This window comes from Stagnimonas sp. FW305-C-60 (genome assembly GCF_058782965.1).
On record NZ_JBYSYF010000001.1, the window covers coordinates 856,426 to 871,195 of the forward strand.

The 14,770-nt window shown below is 69.2% G+C and carries 14 protein-coding genes; 7 read left to right on the forward strand and 7 right to left on the reverse strand.

The window, feature by feature from the left end; genetic code table 11:
* Positions 1 to 110 precede the first annotated feature (110 nt).
* Genes AC3WT6_RS03920 through AC3WT6_RS03930 form a run of 3 tightly spaced genes read left to right on the forward strand, consistent with a single transcriptional unit; the run spans position 111 to position 5,084 of the window.
* A complete protein-coding gene (locus AC3WT6_RS03920) occupies positions 111 to 1,040 on the forward strand; it encodes a lysylphosphatidylglycerol synthase domain-containing protein (RefSeq protein ID WP_492652254.1) in 930 nt (309 codons plus the stop codon).
* Between the two features lie 31 nt (positions 1,041 to 1,071).
* Entirely contained in the window at positions 1,072 to 3,624 is a 2,553-nt protein-coding gene (gene mprF, locus AC3WT6_RS03925) for a bifunctional lysylphosphatidylglycerol flippase/synthetase MprF (RefSeq protein WP_492652255.1), read from the forward strand.
* The gene (locus AC3WT6_RS03930) at positions 3,621 to 5,084 is read left to right on the forward strand and encodes an AcvB/VirJ family lysyl-phosphatidylglycerol hydrolase (protein ID WP_492652256.1); all 1,464 of its coding nucleotides are present in this window, start codon (positions 3,621 to 3,623) and stop codon (positions 5,082 to 5,084) included. Before mprF ends, AC3WT6_RS03930 begins: the two co-directional genes overlap by 4 nt.
* Before the next feature lie 227 nt (positions 5,085 to 5,311).
* Here AC3WT6_RS03930 and AC3WT6_RS03935 read toward each other — a convergent pair whose 3' ends face one another.
* From AC3WT6_RS03935 to AC3WT6_RS03955, 5 genes are read right to left on the reverse strand one after another with little or no spacing between them, the layout of a single operon-like run.
* Positions 5,312 to 6,091, reverse strand: a complete 780-nt coding sequence (locus tag AC3WT6_RS03935; protein ID WP_492652257.1) for an anti-sigma factor — start codon at positions 6,089 to 6,091, stop codon at positions 5,312 to 5,314.
* Positions 6,092 to 6,096: 5 nt separating this feature from the next.
* The gene (locus AC3WT6_RS03940; protein WP_492652258.1) at positions 6,097 to 6,663 is read right to left on the reverse strand and encodes a sigma-70 family RNA polymerase sigma factor; all 567 of its coding nucleotides are present in this window, start codon (positions 6,661 to 6,663) and stop codon (positions 6,097 to 6,099) included.
* Positions 6,633 to 7,472: a sterol desaturase family protein gene (locus tag AC3WT6_RS03945; protein ID WP_492652259.1), complete on the reverse strand. Its 840-nt coding sequence runs from the start codon at positions 7,470 to 7,472 to the stop codon at positions 6,633 to 6,635. The genes AC3WT6_RS03940 and AC3WT6_RS03945 overlap by 31 nt, the downstream gene beginning before the upstream one ends.
* Positions 7,473 to 7,511: 39 nt before the next feature.
* Entirely contained in the window at positions 7,512 to 9,656 is a 2,145-nt protein-coding gene (locus tag AC3WT6_RS03950) for a phosphocholine-specific phospholipase C (protein WP_492652260.1), read from the reverse strand.
* Positions 9,653 to 9,874, reverse strand: coding sequence for a hypothetical protein (locus AC3WT6_RS03955; protein WP_492652261.1), 222 nt, complete (start codon positions 9,872 to 9,874; stop codon positions 9,653 to 9,655). The genes AC3WT6_RS03950 and AC3WT6_RS03955 overlap by 4 nt, the downstream gene beginning before the upstream one ends.
* A gap of 206 nt (positions 9,875 to 10,080) precedes the next feature.
* Here AC3WT6_RS03955 and hemB point away from each other — a divergent pair, with 206 nt between their 5' ends.
* From hemB to aroE, 3 genes are read left to right on the forward strand one after another with little or no spacing between them, the layout of a single operon-like run.
* Entirely contained in the window at positions 10,081 to 11,073 is a 993-nt protein-coding gene (gene hemB, locus AC3WT6_RS03960) for a porphobilinogen synthase (protein WP_492652262.1), read from the forward strand.
* 7 nt (positions 11,074 to 11,080) lie between these two features.
* Positions 11,081 to 11,797 carry a glutathione S-transferase family protein gene (locus AC3WT6_RS03965; protein ID WP_492652263.1) on the forward strand — a complete coding sequence of 239 codons (717 nt, stop codon included), beginning with the start codon at positions 11,081 to 11,083 and terminating at the stop codon, positions 11,795 to 11,797.
* A gap of 10 nt (positions 11,798 to 11,807) precedes the next feature.
* On the forward strand, positions 11,808 to 12,680 hold the full coding sequence (gene aroE / locus AC3WT6_RS03970) for a shikimate dehydrogenase (protein WP_492652264.1): 873 nt from the start codon (positions 11,808 to 11,810) through the stop codon (positions 12,678 to 12,680).
* A 24-nt stretch (positions 12,681 to 12,704) separates the two neighbouring features.
* Here the strand turns inward: aroE and AC3WT6_RS03975 are convergent, their stop codons facing one another.
* Entirely contained in the window at positions 12,705 to 13,469 is a 765-nt protein-coding gene (locus tag AC3WT6_RS03975) for a hypothetical protein (protein ID WP_492652265.1), read from the reverse strand.
* Between the two features lie 41 nt (positions 13,470 to 13,510).
* Positions 13,511 to 14,170, reverse strand: a complete 660-nt coding sequence (locus tag AC3WT6_RS03980; RefSeq protein ID WP_492652266.1) for an NAD(P)H-binding protein — start codon at positions 14,168 to 14,170, stop codon at positions 13,511 to 13,513.
* Positions 14,171 to 14,277: 107 nt separating this feature from the next.
* Between AC3WT6_RS03980 and AC3WT6_RS03985 the strand changes: the two genes are divergently transcribed.
* Complete coding sequence (locus tag AC3WT6_RS03985; protein WP_492652267.1) at positions 14,278 to 14,709, forward strand: hotdog fold thioesterase; 432 nt, start codon at positions 14,278 to 14,280, stop codon at positions 14,707 to 14,709.
* Positions 14,710 to 14,770: the final 61 nt, after the last annotated feature.

Sequence of the window (14,770 nt, forward strand, 5' to 3'; positions counted from 1 at the left end):
TTGCGCCCGGGCCGAGTAACTTGAACGAGCATTTGATTCACAGCCCGCAGACTACACGAAATCCGGGCATTCCCTAGAGTCACTAAGACCAACGGCCTATGTCCCCGCGCTTGAAATCCCGCTTGCTTGCCGCCCTGAGTCTGGCGGTTTTCGGCTTCGCCCTCTGGGTGCTGAGCGACAGCCTGGGTCAGGTGCGCTGGGCCGAGGTGCGGGCTCATCTGTTGGGCCTGCCCGGCTGGCGACTGGCCGCCGCCCTGGCCTGTGTCGCCGGCAGCTACTGGATGCTCAGCTATTACGACCTCCTGGCGGTGCGCCTGGTCGGCAGCCGGCTGCCCTATGCCCAGGTCGGGCCGATTTCGGTCAGCGCCTATGCGGTGGGCCACAACCTGGGCTTTTCGGCGCTCTCCGGCGGCGCCTTGCGGCTGCGCGCCTATTCCCGGCTGGGCCTCTCGGCTGCCCAGATCGCCGGCATTGCCGCCTTGTGCGCCATCACCTTCGCCCTGGGAGTGAATCTGGTGCTGGATGCCGCGCTGCTGCTGCAGACCGCCCAGGCGGCGCGGATCCTGCACCTCGCCGAACCCTGGGTGCGCGCCATCGCCGTGGTCAATCTGGCGCTGCTGCTGGGCTATCTGTGGCTGACCGCCGGCCGCGCCGGCCGGCCGTTTCGGCTCGGCGGCGCCAGCCTGGTGGCCCCGGGCTGGTCGCAGGCCGCCGGCCAGCTGGCGGTGAGCGTCGCCGATCTCGCCTGCTCGGCGGCCGCGCTCTACCTGCTGATGCCGGCCTTGCCGGACGTCGGGTACATCGCCTTTCTGGGCCTCTATGCCCTGGCGATGGCGGCGGCGATCGCCAGCAGCGTGCCTGGCGGCCTGGGCGTGTTCGAGTCGGTGCTGTTGCTGGCGCTGCCGGCGGCGCCCAAGTCCGAGCTGTTGGGTGCGGCGCTGGCCTTTCGCGCCCTCTACTACCTGCTGCCTTTGACGCTGGCGCTGGCCTGGTTGGCGATGGCGGAGCTGCGCCGCTGGCGCGGGCTGTCGGCGACGTAGAATCTCGCTCCCGCTGCCGCCGCCGCCCTACATGCTGACTCGCCTCAAGGCCCTCCTGACCGCCCTGCGCCCCTGGCTTTCGACGCTGCTGGTGCTCGGTTTGCTGGCCCTGGCGTTCTTCGCCCTGCAGCGGCTGACCCAGGAAATCCGCTATGCCGACGTGCTGGCGGAGATTCATCGGACGCCGGCCAGCGCGCTCTGGGCCGCCGGCCTGTTCACGCTGTTGTCCTTCGTCGCGCTGGCGGGCTACGACGCCTCGGGCCTCGCCTATCTGGGCGTGCGCCTGCCGCTGCGCACCCTGGCGCTGGGCTCGTTCGCCGGCTATGCCCTGGGCAATACCGTCGGCCTGGGCGTGCTCACCGGCGGCGCGGTGCGCCTGCGGGTCTACGGTGCCGCCGGCATGGAGCCCGGTCAGGTGGCGCGGCTGATGGCCTTTGTCGCGGGGGGCTTCGGCCTGGGTATCACCGCGATCGGCGCCCTGGGTCTGCTCTGGGGCGCGGAGGCCGCCTACAGCCTGCTGCCACTGCCGGCCGGGCTGCTGCGGGCGTTGGCGCTGCTGGTGCTGATCGGCATCGGCGCGCTGCTGCTGCTTTGCGCGCGCGGAGAGCCGCTGCGGCTGGCCGGCCGCAGTCTGGTGCTGCCGTCCTGGCGCCTGGCCGCCGCCCAGTTGCTGGTCTCGGCGCTGGACATCCTCTGCACCGCCGCCGTGCTCTGGCTGCTGCTGCCGGCCTCCAGCGTCAGCTTCGGAGTGTTCCTGGCCTTCTTCGCCCTGGCCATCGCTCTGGGCGTGATCTCGCATGTGCCGGGCGGCATCGGCGTGTTCGAGGCGGTGATGCTGCTCGCCTTCCGCGGTGCCCTGCCGGCCGAGCAGATCGCCGGTGCCCTGGTGCTGTATCGCGCCATCTACTACGGCGCGCCGCTGGCGCTGGCGGTGCTGCTCCTGGTGATCCGCGAATGGCGCACCATCAGCCAGAGCCGGGTGCGCCAGCAGGCGGCGGAGCTGTCGCCGCTGTTCCTGTCGGTGGCCACCTTCACGGTCGGCGTGATGCTGCTGGTGTCGGGAGTGACGCCGTCTACCGACGAAGCCACCGAGCTCCTGGCGCTGCGCATCCCGCTGGTGTTTGTCGAAGGCGCGCATTTTCTCGGCAGCATTGCCGGCCTGGGCCTGCTGTTTGTCGCCCGTGGCCTGCTGCTGCGCCTGGATGCCGCCTGGTGGGCGGCGGTGGTGCTGGCCATGGTCAGTGCGGTGTTCGCCCTGCCCAAGGGCGTGGCACTCGGTGAGCTGGGTGCGCTGTCGGTGCTGGTGCTGCTCCTGGTCGCCGGTCGCCAGGAGTTCGACCGCCGCGCCTCGCTGTTCGCGCAGCCGTTCTCGCTCAACTGGCTGCTGATGGTCGGCGCGGTGCTCGGCGCCATCGTCTGGCTGATGTTCTTCGTCTACCGCGATGTCGACTACACCAACGACCTCTGGTGGCAGTTCGCCTTCGACGCCCATGCGCCGCGCAGCCTGCGCGCGATCCTGAGCGTGGTGCTGCTCGGCTTCGCCTTTGCGCTCTGGCAGGCGTTCCGTCCGGCCAGCGGCGAGGTCGAGGAGGCCGGGCCGGAAGATCTGGAGCGCGCCGCCGCCATCATCCGCGGCCAGGGCCGGGCCGACGCCATGCTGGCGCTGATGGGCGACAAGAGCCTGCTGTTCTCCGAGTCCGGCAAGAGCTTCCTGATGTACGGCAAGCGCGCCCGCACCTGGGCGGCGCTGTACGACCCGGTGGGTCTCGAAAGCGAGGCGGTGGAGCTGATCTGGCGCTTCGTCGAGCTGGCTCACCAGCACGGCGGCCGCGCCTGCTTCTACCAGGCCAGCGGCCGCAATCTGGCGCTCTATGTCGATGTCGGCATGTCGGCCTACAAGCTGGGCGAATACGCCTTCGTGCCGCTCAAGGACTTCAGCCTCAAGGGCTCCAAGCGTGCCCATCTGCGCCAGGCGATCAGCAAGGGCGAGCGCGACGGCCTGAGCTTCCAGGTGATTCCCGCCGCCGAGGTGGAGCCGCTGCTGCCGCAGTTGCGGGCGATCTCCGACGCCTGGCTGGCTCAGCATGCGACCCGCGAGAAGGCATTCTCGCTGGGCTCCTTCGAGCCCGCCTACCTGAGCCGCACGCCGGTGGCGATCGCCAGCAAAAACGGCAAGCCGGTGGCCTTCGCCAACGTGATGACCACCGAGCTCAAGACCGAGGCGACCATCGACCTGATGCGCTACACCCCGGAGGCGCCGCGCGGGGTGATGGACTATCTGTTCGTGCAGCTGATGCTGCACTGCCAGGCCAAGGGCTACGCGCAGTTTGGCCTGGGCATGGCGCCGATGTCGGGCATGTCCGAGCATTACAACGCGCCACGCTGGCAGCGCTTGGCGCGGCTGATCTACCGCCACGGCGAGAACTTCTACAACTTCCAGGGCCTGCGCAGCTTCAAGGAAAAATTCGACCCGACCTGGGAGGCGCGCTATCTCTGCGCCGAGGGCGGCTTGAAGCCGATCCTGGCCTTTACCGACATCGCCGCCCTGGTCAGCGGCGGCCTCAAGGGAGTGCTGACGAAATGAGCCTGGATCGCCGCCACGTCTTGTGTGGCGCCCTTCTGACTGTTGTGCTGGCCCTGTTCGCGCCGGGTCTGCTGGCCGCGGCTCCGGCCAAGCCGGCCGTCGCCAAGCCGGTGCTCGCCGCGAACGAGCAAGTGCTCGACCACGGCCGCTTCCGGCAGGTGCATGTGTTTAGCCCTGCGGGCAGCCCGAAGAGCTTTGCCTTGCTGCTGTCCGGCGACGGCGGCTGGCAGCCGGCGATGAGCCAGCTGGCGCAGACCCTGGTCGCCGAGGGCGCGCTGGTGGCGGGTATCGACAGCGCCCAGTTCATGGCCGATCTCGAAGCCGATGGTGGTGACTGCGTATTCCCCGACGGCGACCTGGAAAACCTCTCGCACTTCGTCCAGGCCTATGCCAAGGCGCCGGGTTACCGGCCGCCGGTGCTGGTCGGCTACTCGGCCGGGGCCACCCTCGGCTATGCCACCCTGGCGCAGGCGCCGGCCGAGACCTTCGCCGCCGGCCTGCTGCTGGGCTTCTGCCCCGACCTCGAACTGAAGAAGGCGGTCTGTCCCGGCGAGGGCCTGCGCTTCCAGCGCCGCAAGGACGGCAAGGGCGTGGACTTCCTGCCCGCGCCGAAGCTGGCGGTGCCGCTGTTGAACCTGCTCGGCAGCGCCGATCCGGTCTGCGACGCGCCGGCCACCGGCCGGTTCCTCGCGCAGATTCCCGCTGCCCGCCAGGTGCTGCTGGCCGGCGTCGGTCACGACTACGCCGCCAGTCCCCGCGCGCGCGCCGCCTTCGTCGCCGCCTACCACCGCCTGGCGCATCGCCAGGGCAGCGTCGCCGCCGCGCCTACCGATCTCGGCGACTTGCCGGTGATCGAGGAGCCCGCCGCCAGCGGCAAGGACAACCCGCGCTTCGCGGTGCTCTGGAGCGGCGACGGCGGCTGGGCCGGGCTCGACAAGGAGGTCTCGGCGGCCTTGCAGGCGCAGGGCATCTCGGTGGTTGGCGTTGACTCCCTGCGCTACTTCTGGACTTCGCGCACCCCGGCCGGCATCGCCGCCGATGTCGACAAGATTATCCGCCACTACCTGGCCGCCTGGAACAAGCGCGAGGTGATCCTGATCGGCTACTCGCAGGGCGCCGACGTGCTGCCCTTTGCCGTTAACGGCCTGCCGGCCGAGACCCGCGCCAAGGTGCTGCTGGCGGCCGGCATGGGCCTGTCCGACCACGCGGTGTTCGAGTTCCAGCTCAGCAACTGGGTGGCCGACAACAACAACGGTCCTGAGACCCTGCCGGAGGTGCGGCGCATGCGCGGTGTGCGCTTCCTGTGCATCTACGGCGCCGAAGAGGACGACAGCATCTGTCCGCAGTTGCAGGGCTCCAACGCGCTGGTCGCCAAGCTGCCGGGCGGGCATCACTTCGATGGCGACTACGACAAGCTGGCGGCGACCATCCTGGGAGCGCTGCCTGCGCCCGCGCAGTGAGGTCGGCCCACTGCGTGGGCCTGTGAGGGCGCGCGGCTGGCTGCGCCGCCCGCTGTGAGGGCACTCGCTACGCTCGTTGTGAGGGGCAACAGCCGCCAGGCGCAGGCTCGCTGGCCGCAAAGTCTTTGCGACGCTTTTCCCTCACAGGCGGCGCAGCCGCCGACCTCACAGCGAGCCGCGCAGCGGCAGCGCCCTCACAGGCCCGCGCAGCGGGCCGCCCTCACCGCTCAGAGCGCCCGGGCCGCGGGCATCGCGCCCAGCACCTTGCCGGTGGGCAGACCAGTGGGCGAGCCGCCCTTGGGCTCTTCGCTGACCGCCAGGGTGATGGTCATGGCGCTCAGCTCGGAGCGGGGCATGTCCGGCATCGGCAGCTCCAGCGGCACACCGGCAGCAGTGGGCAGCAGGCCCAGGGCGTGCGGCTGGCCCTGGCTGTCGAGCATCCAGAGCTCCAGATCGCGCTGGGCGACATCGACCGGCAGGCTGCCCGGAGCGATGGTGATGCGCATCAGCTTCTTGTCCGGGTGCAGCGACACCGCCCAGCGCGCCTCGCTGCCGTCGAAGTGGATGGCGGCGACGTAGGGCATGGGCTGGTTCTGGGCGACTTCCAGCAGCGCCAGCAGGCTGCTGTTGCGAGCCTGCTCGCGCCAGAGCGCCACGCCCATCAGCACGGTCACCACCGTCGCCACCAGCGCCCAGCTGCGGTACAGGCCGATGGGTTCGCGGGCCGCCGGTGGGGCGGCTCTCTTTGGCGCCACCAGGGGCTGAATCTTGTTCTGGTCCTTAAGGATTTCCTGCGCCAGCGACGTCCAGACCAGTTCGCGCGGTGGCACCGGCTTGAGGCTGGCGGGGATCTCGGCGAAGCGCTCGTTCCAGAACCGCAGTTCCTCGCGCAACTCTGGCTCGCGGGCGAGCTGGCGCTCGAAACGGCGGCGCGCTCGCCCCACCAGCAGGCCGAGCGCGTACTCGGCGGCGAGCTGGGAGCGGAGTTCGGGGGTGCGGTAGCGCATGGCCCTTAGCCCTCCAGGCAGCTGCGCAGCTTGGCCAGGCCGCGTCGCACCCAGCTCTTCACCGTGCCCAGGGGGGCGCCCAGCGTGCTCGCCAGCTCGGGATGCGTATAGCCCTCGTAGTAGGCCAGCATCACGCTCTTGCGCTCCGGCTCCAGCAGGCCCTTCATGCAGCGCTCCAACTGCCCGACGCCCTCGCTTTCCACCGCGCGGGCCTCCGGGTTCTCGCTTTCGTCGGCGACATCCATGGTGATGGTCGCGCCGTCCTCGTCTTCGCCCATCTCCAGACTGTCCTCCGGCCGCTGCGCGCGCAGCAGATCGAGCGCGCGGTGACGGGCGATGGTGTACAGCCAGGTGGCAGGCGAACCCTTGTCGGGGGAATAGGATTCCGACTTGCGCCAGACTTTCAGCAGACTGTCCTGCAACGCCTCTTCGGCCCAGTCCCGACGCTTGAGCATACGCAGCAGCAGTGCGAACAGATGCGAGCTGCTGGCCTCATAGAGTTCGCGGAACGCCCGCGCGTCGCCGCCGGCGGTGGCCAGGATCAGGGCTTCGAGTCGGGCGGCGTCTTGCATGTGGCCGGCATGGTATCGGAAGCCGGGGCGCCGTCGTCAGCCCGGAACGGCAGCCGCAACAGCCGCAGCAGGCCGGAGGCCCCCGGCGGTTCGCTGGCGAGACCGATGCGCAGGGCCGCCTCGCCGCCTTCCGGCTCCGCCTGATAGCTGCCAAAGGCACGATCCCACCAGGGTGAGAAGAAGCCGTAGTTGCGCTGCTGTTCGTCCATCCGCTGGGAATGGTGGATGCGGTGCATGCCCGGCGTCACCAGCAGCCAGCGCAGGCGCCGCTCGGCGCCGGCCGGCAGTCGCAGGTTGGCGTGGCTGAACAGGGCGCCGAGATTGAGCGCCAGGGTGAAGGCCAGTACCGCCGCCGGCGAAGCGCCCAGCAGCGCCGTCACCGCCGCCTTGTAGGCGGCCGAGACCAGGGCTTCAGCGGGGTGGAAGCGCAGGCCACTGGTCACGTCCAGCGCCGGGTCGGCGTGGTGGACCTGGTGCAGGCGCCAGAGCAGCGGCCAGTGGTGCATGGCGCGGTGCTGGGCGTAGACGGCGGCGTCCAGGGCCAGGAAGGCCAGCGGCAGCGCCAGCCAGGCCGGCAACCGCAGCCAGTGCAGCAAGCCGAAGTGCTGGCTGGCCGCCCATCCGGCGGCGACCAGCGCCGACAGCAAAGGCAGCAGCGCCACCAGGCCGGCGCTGAGCGCGGCGAGTCCCAGATTGGGCCCCCAGCGACCAGACGGCAGCACCTGGAATGGCCAGCGCCGCTCGGCCAGCAGCAACAGGGCCAGACTCAGCAGGGCGGCAAGCAGGCGCAGCAGGGCGGCATCGGGCATGCGTGGACGCTACTCCGCGCGCGAGTTGGCCGCCAGCGCCTAGACCAGGCCCAGCGCCGGATCGCTGATCGTGTGCCGGCCGGTTTCCACCCGGCCCGCGAAACGGCGCAGAAAGCCGTTGTCGGCGCTGACCGTGAAGTCGTACCAGCCGCCCACGGCCTTCAGCACCCAATGCCGCTCGGCGCTGGCGCCGGCAGGCACCTCGACGGTCTCCGGCTGGGAGCTGAAATAGGCATTGGCCGCCAACTGGTAGCTCAGCGTCGCCGAGCCCGAGTTGTGCAGCTTCACGTAGACATCGCCGTTGGCGCTGTCGTAGCAGACGTCGATCTCCGGCGCGCCGCCGGTGGGCAGATTCAGCGCGCTGCCCTGGAAGTGGCGGTGGAAGCCGTTCGGCCCCAGCACCCAGAGGTCGTAGCTGCCGAGCGCCACCCAGGTGCCGGTCAGCGACTTGCCGGCCTCCACCGCGTAGCGGCGCGGGGTCGCCAGCAGATTGGTCTTGTCGTAGACGTGGAACACCGCGCCCTGCGCGCCGGTGTTGTCGAAGCGCAGTTCGACGGTGCCGGTGCCGACGCTCGCAGTGACGAACAACTCGTAGGGCAGGGCTCGCGAAGGCCGCGCACCCGGCTCCTGCACCGGCAGTGTGGTGGCCTCGTTGCTGAGCTGGGCGAGCTGCTCCTGCGCGGCGCGCAGGGCGTCGGCCTCGGCCTTGCTGATCTCCGGCAGGGCCGGGAAGGGTTCGTCGTTGGGGTTGGCGAAGTTGAAGGCGCTGGTCAGATCGCCGCAGATGGCACGCCGGTAGGCGCTGATGTTGGGTTCCATCACCCCGAAGCGCTTCTCCAGGAACTGGATCACCGAGGTGTGATCGAACACCTGCGAGCACACCCAGCCGCCGCGGCTCCAGGGCGAGACCACGTAGCAGGGCACGCGAATGCCGGGGCCGTAGACCCAGTTGGCGTCGTAGAGATAGCCGATGCCGCGGCGCTCGCTGCTGTCGTCCATGGTCGAGCCGCCGATCGGCTGGCCATCGAGGCCGATGGAGGGCGCGCAGGGCGGCGGCAGGTGGTCGAACATGCCGTCGTTCTCGTCGAAATTGACGATCAGCACGGTCTTGCTCCAGACCTCGGGGTTGGCGGTCAATGCCTCGATCACCTGCTGGGTGTAGTGGCCGCCCTGCACCGGGCTCGACGGCCCGGTGTGTTCGGAGTACGCCGCTGGCGCCACCACCCAGGACACCTGCGGCAGCTTGCCGGCGAGTACGTCGGCGCGCAGCGAGGCGAGCAGGTCCGGGCTGTCCGGGCCGCCGTCGGGCAGGGTGTTCGAGCAGCCTTTGAGCAAGGGGTATTGCGCGTCCAGTGCCGGGTCGTAGGCGGGGAAATAGGTCGAGCCGTCCGGCTTGCTGCGCGAGCCGTCGCTGTTGTTGCCGGCCGCCTCGTTCTGTAGGCGGTAGTTGACGAAGCCGTGCAGGGAGTTGTCGGTGAAGTTGTCGGGCAGGAACTGGTAGACCTTCCAGCTCACGCCGGCTTCCTGCAGGCGCTCCGGATAGGTGGTCCAGCTATATCCTTCGCTGGACGGGCCCAGTGCGTCGTACTGGTTGCTGGTCACCGGCCCGCCGTGCTCGCCGGCCGGATCATTCATGCCGGTCCACAGGAACAAGCGATTGGGATTGGTGCTGGTCAGCATTGCGCAGTGGTAGTGATCGCAGAGCGTGAAGGCATTGGCCAGCGCGAACTGGAACGGCAGCTCGGCCTCCTTGTAGTAGCTCATCGACTGCGATTCCTTGATCGCCGGCCAGAGCCCGTAGCGGCCGTCGTTCCAGGCGAAGTGGCCGTCCTCCCAGCCGTGCGGCGTGCCGCTGACCCGCTGGGCGTTGCCCTTGCTGGAGTCGAGGTAGTAGGGCAGCACCTCCTTGAGCTGGCTGTCGCGCTGGTACCAGACCGGCTTGCCGCCAGCGAGCGGAATCGGGAAGCGGTCGCCGAAGCCGCGCACGCCCTTCATGGTTCCGAAGTAGTGGTCGAAGCTGCGGTTCTCCTGCATCAGGATCACTACATGCTCGACGTCCTTGATCGTGCCGGTGCGGTTGTTGGCAGGGATTGCCAGGGCCTTCTGGATCGACAGCGGCAAGGCGGCGCCCGCCGCCGCCACGCCGGCCAGCCGCAGGAACTGGCGCCGGTCGAGTTCGCTCATGACCGGCCCCCGGTGGTGCTTGCGCAGTCGTCGGCCTGGGCCAGCGTCGTGGTCGTGCTGACTCCGGGCGCGCAGCGCATCTTCGGCGGCAGCGGCAGATCGGGATCGACCGGCGGATTCCCCGGCGCTTCGGTCAGGGTCGGCGGCAGGCTTTGGCCGCAGGCGGCGAGCAGGGCGGCCAGGGCCAGCAGGCCGGCGCGCAAGGTGTTTGGGGTCATCGACTTTACGGGGCGGGTTGGCTTCGAGCCGATCAATGTATTGCGTGCAGGCGACAGGCGGATGACGCCTCGGAGCCTGTTAACGCCGCAGCGATCCCCGTAGCGTTAACAGGCCCTACGTGCGCATGGCCGGCTCCGGGGCGCGGCGCACCTATAATTGCGCGCCGCAAGCCTTGCGGCGCCCTGTTTTTGAGGAGTCTTCCGCCGTGAGTCTGGGCCGCTTTCCCACCACCCGCCTGCGCCGCACCCGCCAGTCGACTTTCATTCGTGACCTGGTGCGCGAGACGCAGCTTGCTCCGGAGCATCTGATCCAGCCGCTGTTCGTCGCCGAAGGCGAGCTGATCGGGCCGATAGCCTCCATGCCCGGCATCAGCCGCCTGAGCCTGGAACAACTGGTGGCCGAGTGCCGCGAACTCTACGCCCTGGGCATTCGCCTGGTGGCGCTGTTCCCGGTGATTCCGGCGGCGCTGAAGACCGACGACGGTCGCGAGGCGCTCAACCCCGAAGGCCTGGTGCCGCGCGCGGTGAAGGCGATCAAGCAGGCGGTGCCGGAGCTGGGCGTGATGTGCGATGTCGCGCTCGACCCCTACACCACCCACGGGCACGACGGCCTGCTCGACGAGCGCGGCAATGTCGACAACGATTCCACCAGCGGCATCCTGCGCCGCATGGCCCTGGTCTATGCCCGCGCCGGCTGCGACGTGATCGCGCCCAGCGACATGATGGATGGCCGCATCGGCGACATCCGCCAGGTGCTGGAACGCGATGGCTACAAGAACACCCTGATCCTCAGCTACGCCGCCAAGTACGCCAGCGCTTTCTACGGCCCGTTCCGCGACGCGGTGGGCTCCAGCGGCGCGCTCAAGGGCGACAAGCGCAACTACCAGATGGACCCGGCAAACAGCGACGAGGCGATCCGCGAAGTCGCCTTCGATCTGGAAGAAGGCGCCGACCTGGTGATGGTCAAGCCGGGCATGCCCTACCTCGACATCGTGCGCCGGGTGAAGGACGAGTTCCGGGTGCCGACCGCCGCCTACCAAGTGAGTGGCGAGTACGCGATGCTGAAAGCCGCCATCGCCAACGGCTGGCTGGACGAGAAGAAGGCACTGATGGAGGCGCTGTTCTGCTTCCGCCGCGCTGGCGCCGATCTGGTGCTGAGCTACTACGCCAAGCAGGCGGCGGTCTGGCTGGCCGAGTAGCCGGACCATGGCGCTGACCCTCTACCAGTTTCCGCAGACCGGACGACTGCCTAACGACAGTCCGTTCTGTCTCAAGGTACAGGCCTATCTGCGCCTCGCGGGTCTGGAGTACCGCTGCCTCGGCGTGCCGCCGTTCAAGAGTCCCACCGGCAAGCTGCCGATGCTGGATGACGACGGCCAGCGCATCCCCGATTCCAGCGCCATCCTCGCCCACCTGGAAGCCAGCCTGGGCGAGCGGGCGCTCGATGCCGGCCTGAGCGAAAGCGAGCGCGCCCAGGGTCTCGCCATCCAGCGGCTGGTCGAGGAGCACCTCTACTGGGCTCTGCTGTGGATGCGCTGGATCGACCCCGCCGGCTGGCCGGCGACGCTGAAGGCCTTCTTCGGGGCCCTGCCGCCGGGGCCGCGTCAGCTGGTGGGCGGGCTGATCCGACGCAAGCTGCGCCGGGACGCGCGCGGGCATGGTCTGGGGCTGTTGTCGCGCGAGCAGATCCTGCACCGCGCCGAGCAGGATCTCGCCACGCTGGCTGCGCTACTCGGCGGGCAGGCGTATTTCCTGGGTGCCGCGCCGCGCACGGTCGATGCCTGCGTCTACGGCCTGCTGGGCAACATCCTGGGCTCCGAACTGCGCACGCCGCTGACCGAACTGGCCGAGCGTCACGCCAACCTCAAGGCCTATTGCACGCGCTTGCAGGCGCGCTGCTTTCCCGAACTGAACCGAGCATAAAAAACCACGCATGGATCGCTACGCCGTTATCGGCCACCCCGTCGCCCACTCGAAGTCGCCCTTCATCCACGCCGCCTTCGCGCGCCAGACCGGCCAGAAGCTCAGCTATGACGCGGTGGAAGTGGCGCCGGAGCTGCTCGCCGAGGTGCTGGGGCAGTTGCACGCCGAGCCCTATCAGGGCCTCAACGTCACCCTGCCGCACAAGCTGGCGGTGGCGGCGCTGTGCGAATCGGTGAGCGAGCGCGCGAAGCTCGCCGGCGCGGTCAACACCCTGGTGCGCACCGCCGGCGGCTGGACCGGCGACAACACCGACGGCGTCGGCTTCATCCGCGATCTGACGGTGAACCTCGGGGTCGCGCTCGCCGGCAAGCGCGTGCTGCTGCTGGGTGCCGGCGGCGCCGCGCGCGGCTTGATCGCCCCGATCCTGGCCGAACGGCCGGCCGAGCTGGCGGTGTCCAACCGCAATCCCTGGAAGCCCGAAGAGCTGGCCGAGCAGTTCAAGGCGCTCGGCCCCATCGTGCCGCGCACCCATCTGTCGCTGAAGGGTGATCGCTACGATCTGGTCATCAATGCCACCAGCGCCGGCCACGCCGGAACGCTGCCGCGCCTGCCGGGGCAGATCGTCGCCGAGGGTGGTGTCTGCTACGACCTTTCCTATGGTGCCGCCGCCGAGCCGTTCGGCGCCTGGGCGCGGGCGCAGGGTGCGGCGCTCAGCGCCGACGGCCTGGGCATGCTGGTCGAGCAGGCCGCCGCCGCCTTCGAGATCTGGCGCGGCCTGCGCCCGGAAACCGCGCCGGTACTGGCGGCCCTGCGCACGCCGGAACCTTGCGGCAGTGGTGCGACCCATCGCCATCCGCACCCGCGCACCACGGCGCAGGACTGAGCGGCGCCTACGGGTTGCAAGTGCCTAGTAGCTAAAGCGAATCCGTACCACATCTTCGCCGCTGGCCCGGTCGATCAGGCGCAGTTGATCGATGCGTCCCTGCAGCATGGTCTGCGCGCCGGAATAGCAGTGCCGACTCTGGGTGGCTCGCACCTCGTTGCCATCGATGTGCTCGACGCCGCTCAGTGAGGCCAGCCGGATCCGGGTTTCCAGGCGGCCGGCCAGCGCCTTGGCCTGCTCCAGGCGGCTGTCGAAGGCCAGCTCCGACAGGGCCGACTGAAAGCTCCAGCTTGGGCTGCTGCCCGGGGTCCGGTACTGATCGTCGACGAAGTAGCGCGCCCCACGGGGCGACTCCACAAACAGCCCGTAGCCGGTGCGCCGCGAATACTGGCGGCAGGCGCGGCCGTCGGTAGCGGTCTCGCCCCGGGCGGGACGGGTGAAGTCGGAGGTCCAGTAGTTCCAGGGGGTATCTGCCAGCATCTGCCCATAGGCGAGGGCGTTGCCGGTAGAGAACTCAAGCCGCAGGCGACCGTCCTGATAGCGGAGCGGCCACAAGCCCTGGCCTGCGCCATTGCGATCCATGACCCGGGGCGGCGCCGGGATGCGCAACTCCTGCCCGGCGTAGCTGGCGAGAAGATTCTGTCGTCTCGCGGCCTGCAGCTCCGGATCGAAGGGGTCGCCACCCAGATTCGACAGCTTCGTCCCCAGTTGCTCTGCAAAGGCATCGATGTTCGGCAGCGTGTCTGCCATTGCGCTGGAGCCGGCGCCGAGCAGCAACAGCAGCGCCAATGCCGCCCCAGGCGCGCCACTACCCCCACCAACCCGGAGCATCATTCCGCCAGCGGCAGATGATGCACCTGAGCGCCACGGCTTTCGCGGGCGGCGAGCGCGATCATCGCCGCCGCCACCGCTTCCACCGGCACCGCCCGATAGCGCTCGAGTTTGCCGCTGAGCAGAGGGTTGAGCAGCGGGGCCGCCTGCATCGCCAGCCACTCGGCCGGGCGTAGATCGTCCCGCTGGGCGATCAGCAGGGAGGGCCGGACAATGTGCAGGGTCTCGAAGCCGACTTCGCGCAGCGCCTGTTCCATGCGCCCCTTCACCCGCGAATAGAACGAAGGCGAGCGCAGCGAGGCGCCGACCGCCGATACCACCAGGAACTTCTCCGCGCCCTGGGCCTTGGCGGCGCGGGCCACGGCCAGCACCAGGTGGTAGTCGACGCGCTCGAAGGCGGCCTTGCTGCCGGCCTGCTTCTGGGTGGTGCCGAGACAGCAGTACACCTCGTCGGCGGCCAGTGCGCTGTCCAGGCCGGCGAGGCTTTCGCCGTCGAAACGCAGTTCTTCCAGCTTGGGGTGTTGCAGCGGCAGCGGCCGGCGGCTCAGTGCCTTGACCCGGGCATAGCGCGGGTTGGCCAGGAGCTGGGCCAGCAGGGCCTGGCCGACGGCGCCGGTGGGCCCGGCTACCAGGGCGGTGAGTGAGGTGTCGCGCGGCATGAGTGCGGCGTCAGTTCTGATGTGGGGCCGAGTTTAGCCGAGCAATTCGCGTGCCGCGTTACGATGCCCGCCCTAGCAAAACCACCCTAACGAGGAAGAAGAGCGGCATGAGTATCTGGAAGTGGCAGACGACCCCGGAGCAGATGCAACAGATGGCAGCCAACTCGATGAGTGGGCACATCGGGCTCAAGATCACCGAGATCGGCCCGGACTATGTGCGCGGCACCATGCCCGTGGACCAGCGCACCAAGCAGCCCTATGGACGCCTGCATGGTGGTGCCAATGTGGTGCTGGCGGAGGAGCTGGGCAGCTTCGGCGCCAACATGTGCCTGGACCCCAACGAGGCCTTCGCGGTGGGGCTGGAGATCAATGCCAATCACCTGCGTGGCGTCACCAGTGGCACGGTCACCGGCACCGCGCGGCCAGTGCACATTGGCCGCAGCACCCAGGTCTGGGAAATCCGCATCGAGAACGAGGCTGGCGAGCTGGCCTGCATCTCGCGGCTGACCATTGCGGTGGTGAGCAAGACCAAGGTCTAAGGCCGTAGGTTTCGGTTCCGACTCGAATCGGGTCGCAGTTGGCGGACCTTTTGCTAGCCGC

Bases quoted from the DNA above. Each gene is read 5' to 3' on its own strand.
- AC3WT6_RS03935 (WP_492652257.1), bottom strand. From the start codon at position 6,091: ATGCGCTACCGCACCCCCGAACTCCGCTCCCAGCTCGCCGCCGAGTAC.
- AC3WT6_RS03985 (WP_492652267.1), top strand. From the start codon at position 14,278: ATGAGTATCTGGAAGTGGCAGACGACCCCGGAGCAGATGCAACAGATG.
- AC3WT6_RS03980 (WP_492652266.1), bottom strand. From the start codon at position 14,170: ATGCCGCGCGACACCTCACTCACCGCCCTGGTAGCCGGGCCCACCGGC.
- mprF (WP_492652255.1), top strand. From the start codon at position 1,072: ATGCTGACTCGCCTCAAGGCCCTCCTGACCGCCCTGCGCCCCTGGCTT.
- AC3WT6_RS03950 (WP_492652260.1), bottom strand. From the start codon at position 9,656: ATGAGCGAACTCGACCGGCGCCAGTTCCTGCGGCTGGCCGGCGTGGCG.
- AC3WT6_RS03965 (WP_492652263.1), top strand. From the start codon at position 11,081: ATGGCGCTGACCCTCTACCAGTTTCCGCAGACCGGACGACTGCCTAAC.
- AC3WT6_RS03940 (WP_492652258.1), bottom strand. From the start codon at position 6,663: ATGCAAGACGCCGCCCGACTCGAAGCCCTGATCCTGGCCACCGCCGGC.
- AC3WT6_RS03955 (WP_492652261.1), bottom strand. From the start codon at position 9,874: ATGACCCCAAACACCTTGCGCGCCGGCCTGCTGGCCCTGGCCGCCCTG.
- AC3WT6_RS03930 (WP_492652256.1), top strand. From the start codon at position 3,621: ATGAGCCTGGATCGCCGCCACGTCTTGTGTGGCGCCCTTCTGACTGTT.
- aroE (WP_492652264.1), top strand. From the start codon at position 11,808: ATGGATCGCTACGCCGTTATCGGCCACCCCGTCGCCCACTCGAAGTCG.
- AC3WT6_RS03945 (WP_492652259.1), bottom strand. From the start codon at position 7,472: ATGCCCGATGCCGCCCTGCTGCGCCTGCTTGCCGCCCTGCTGAGTCTG.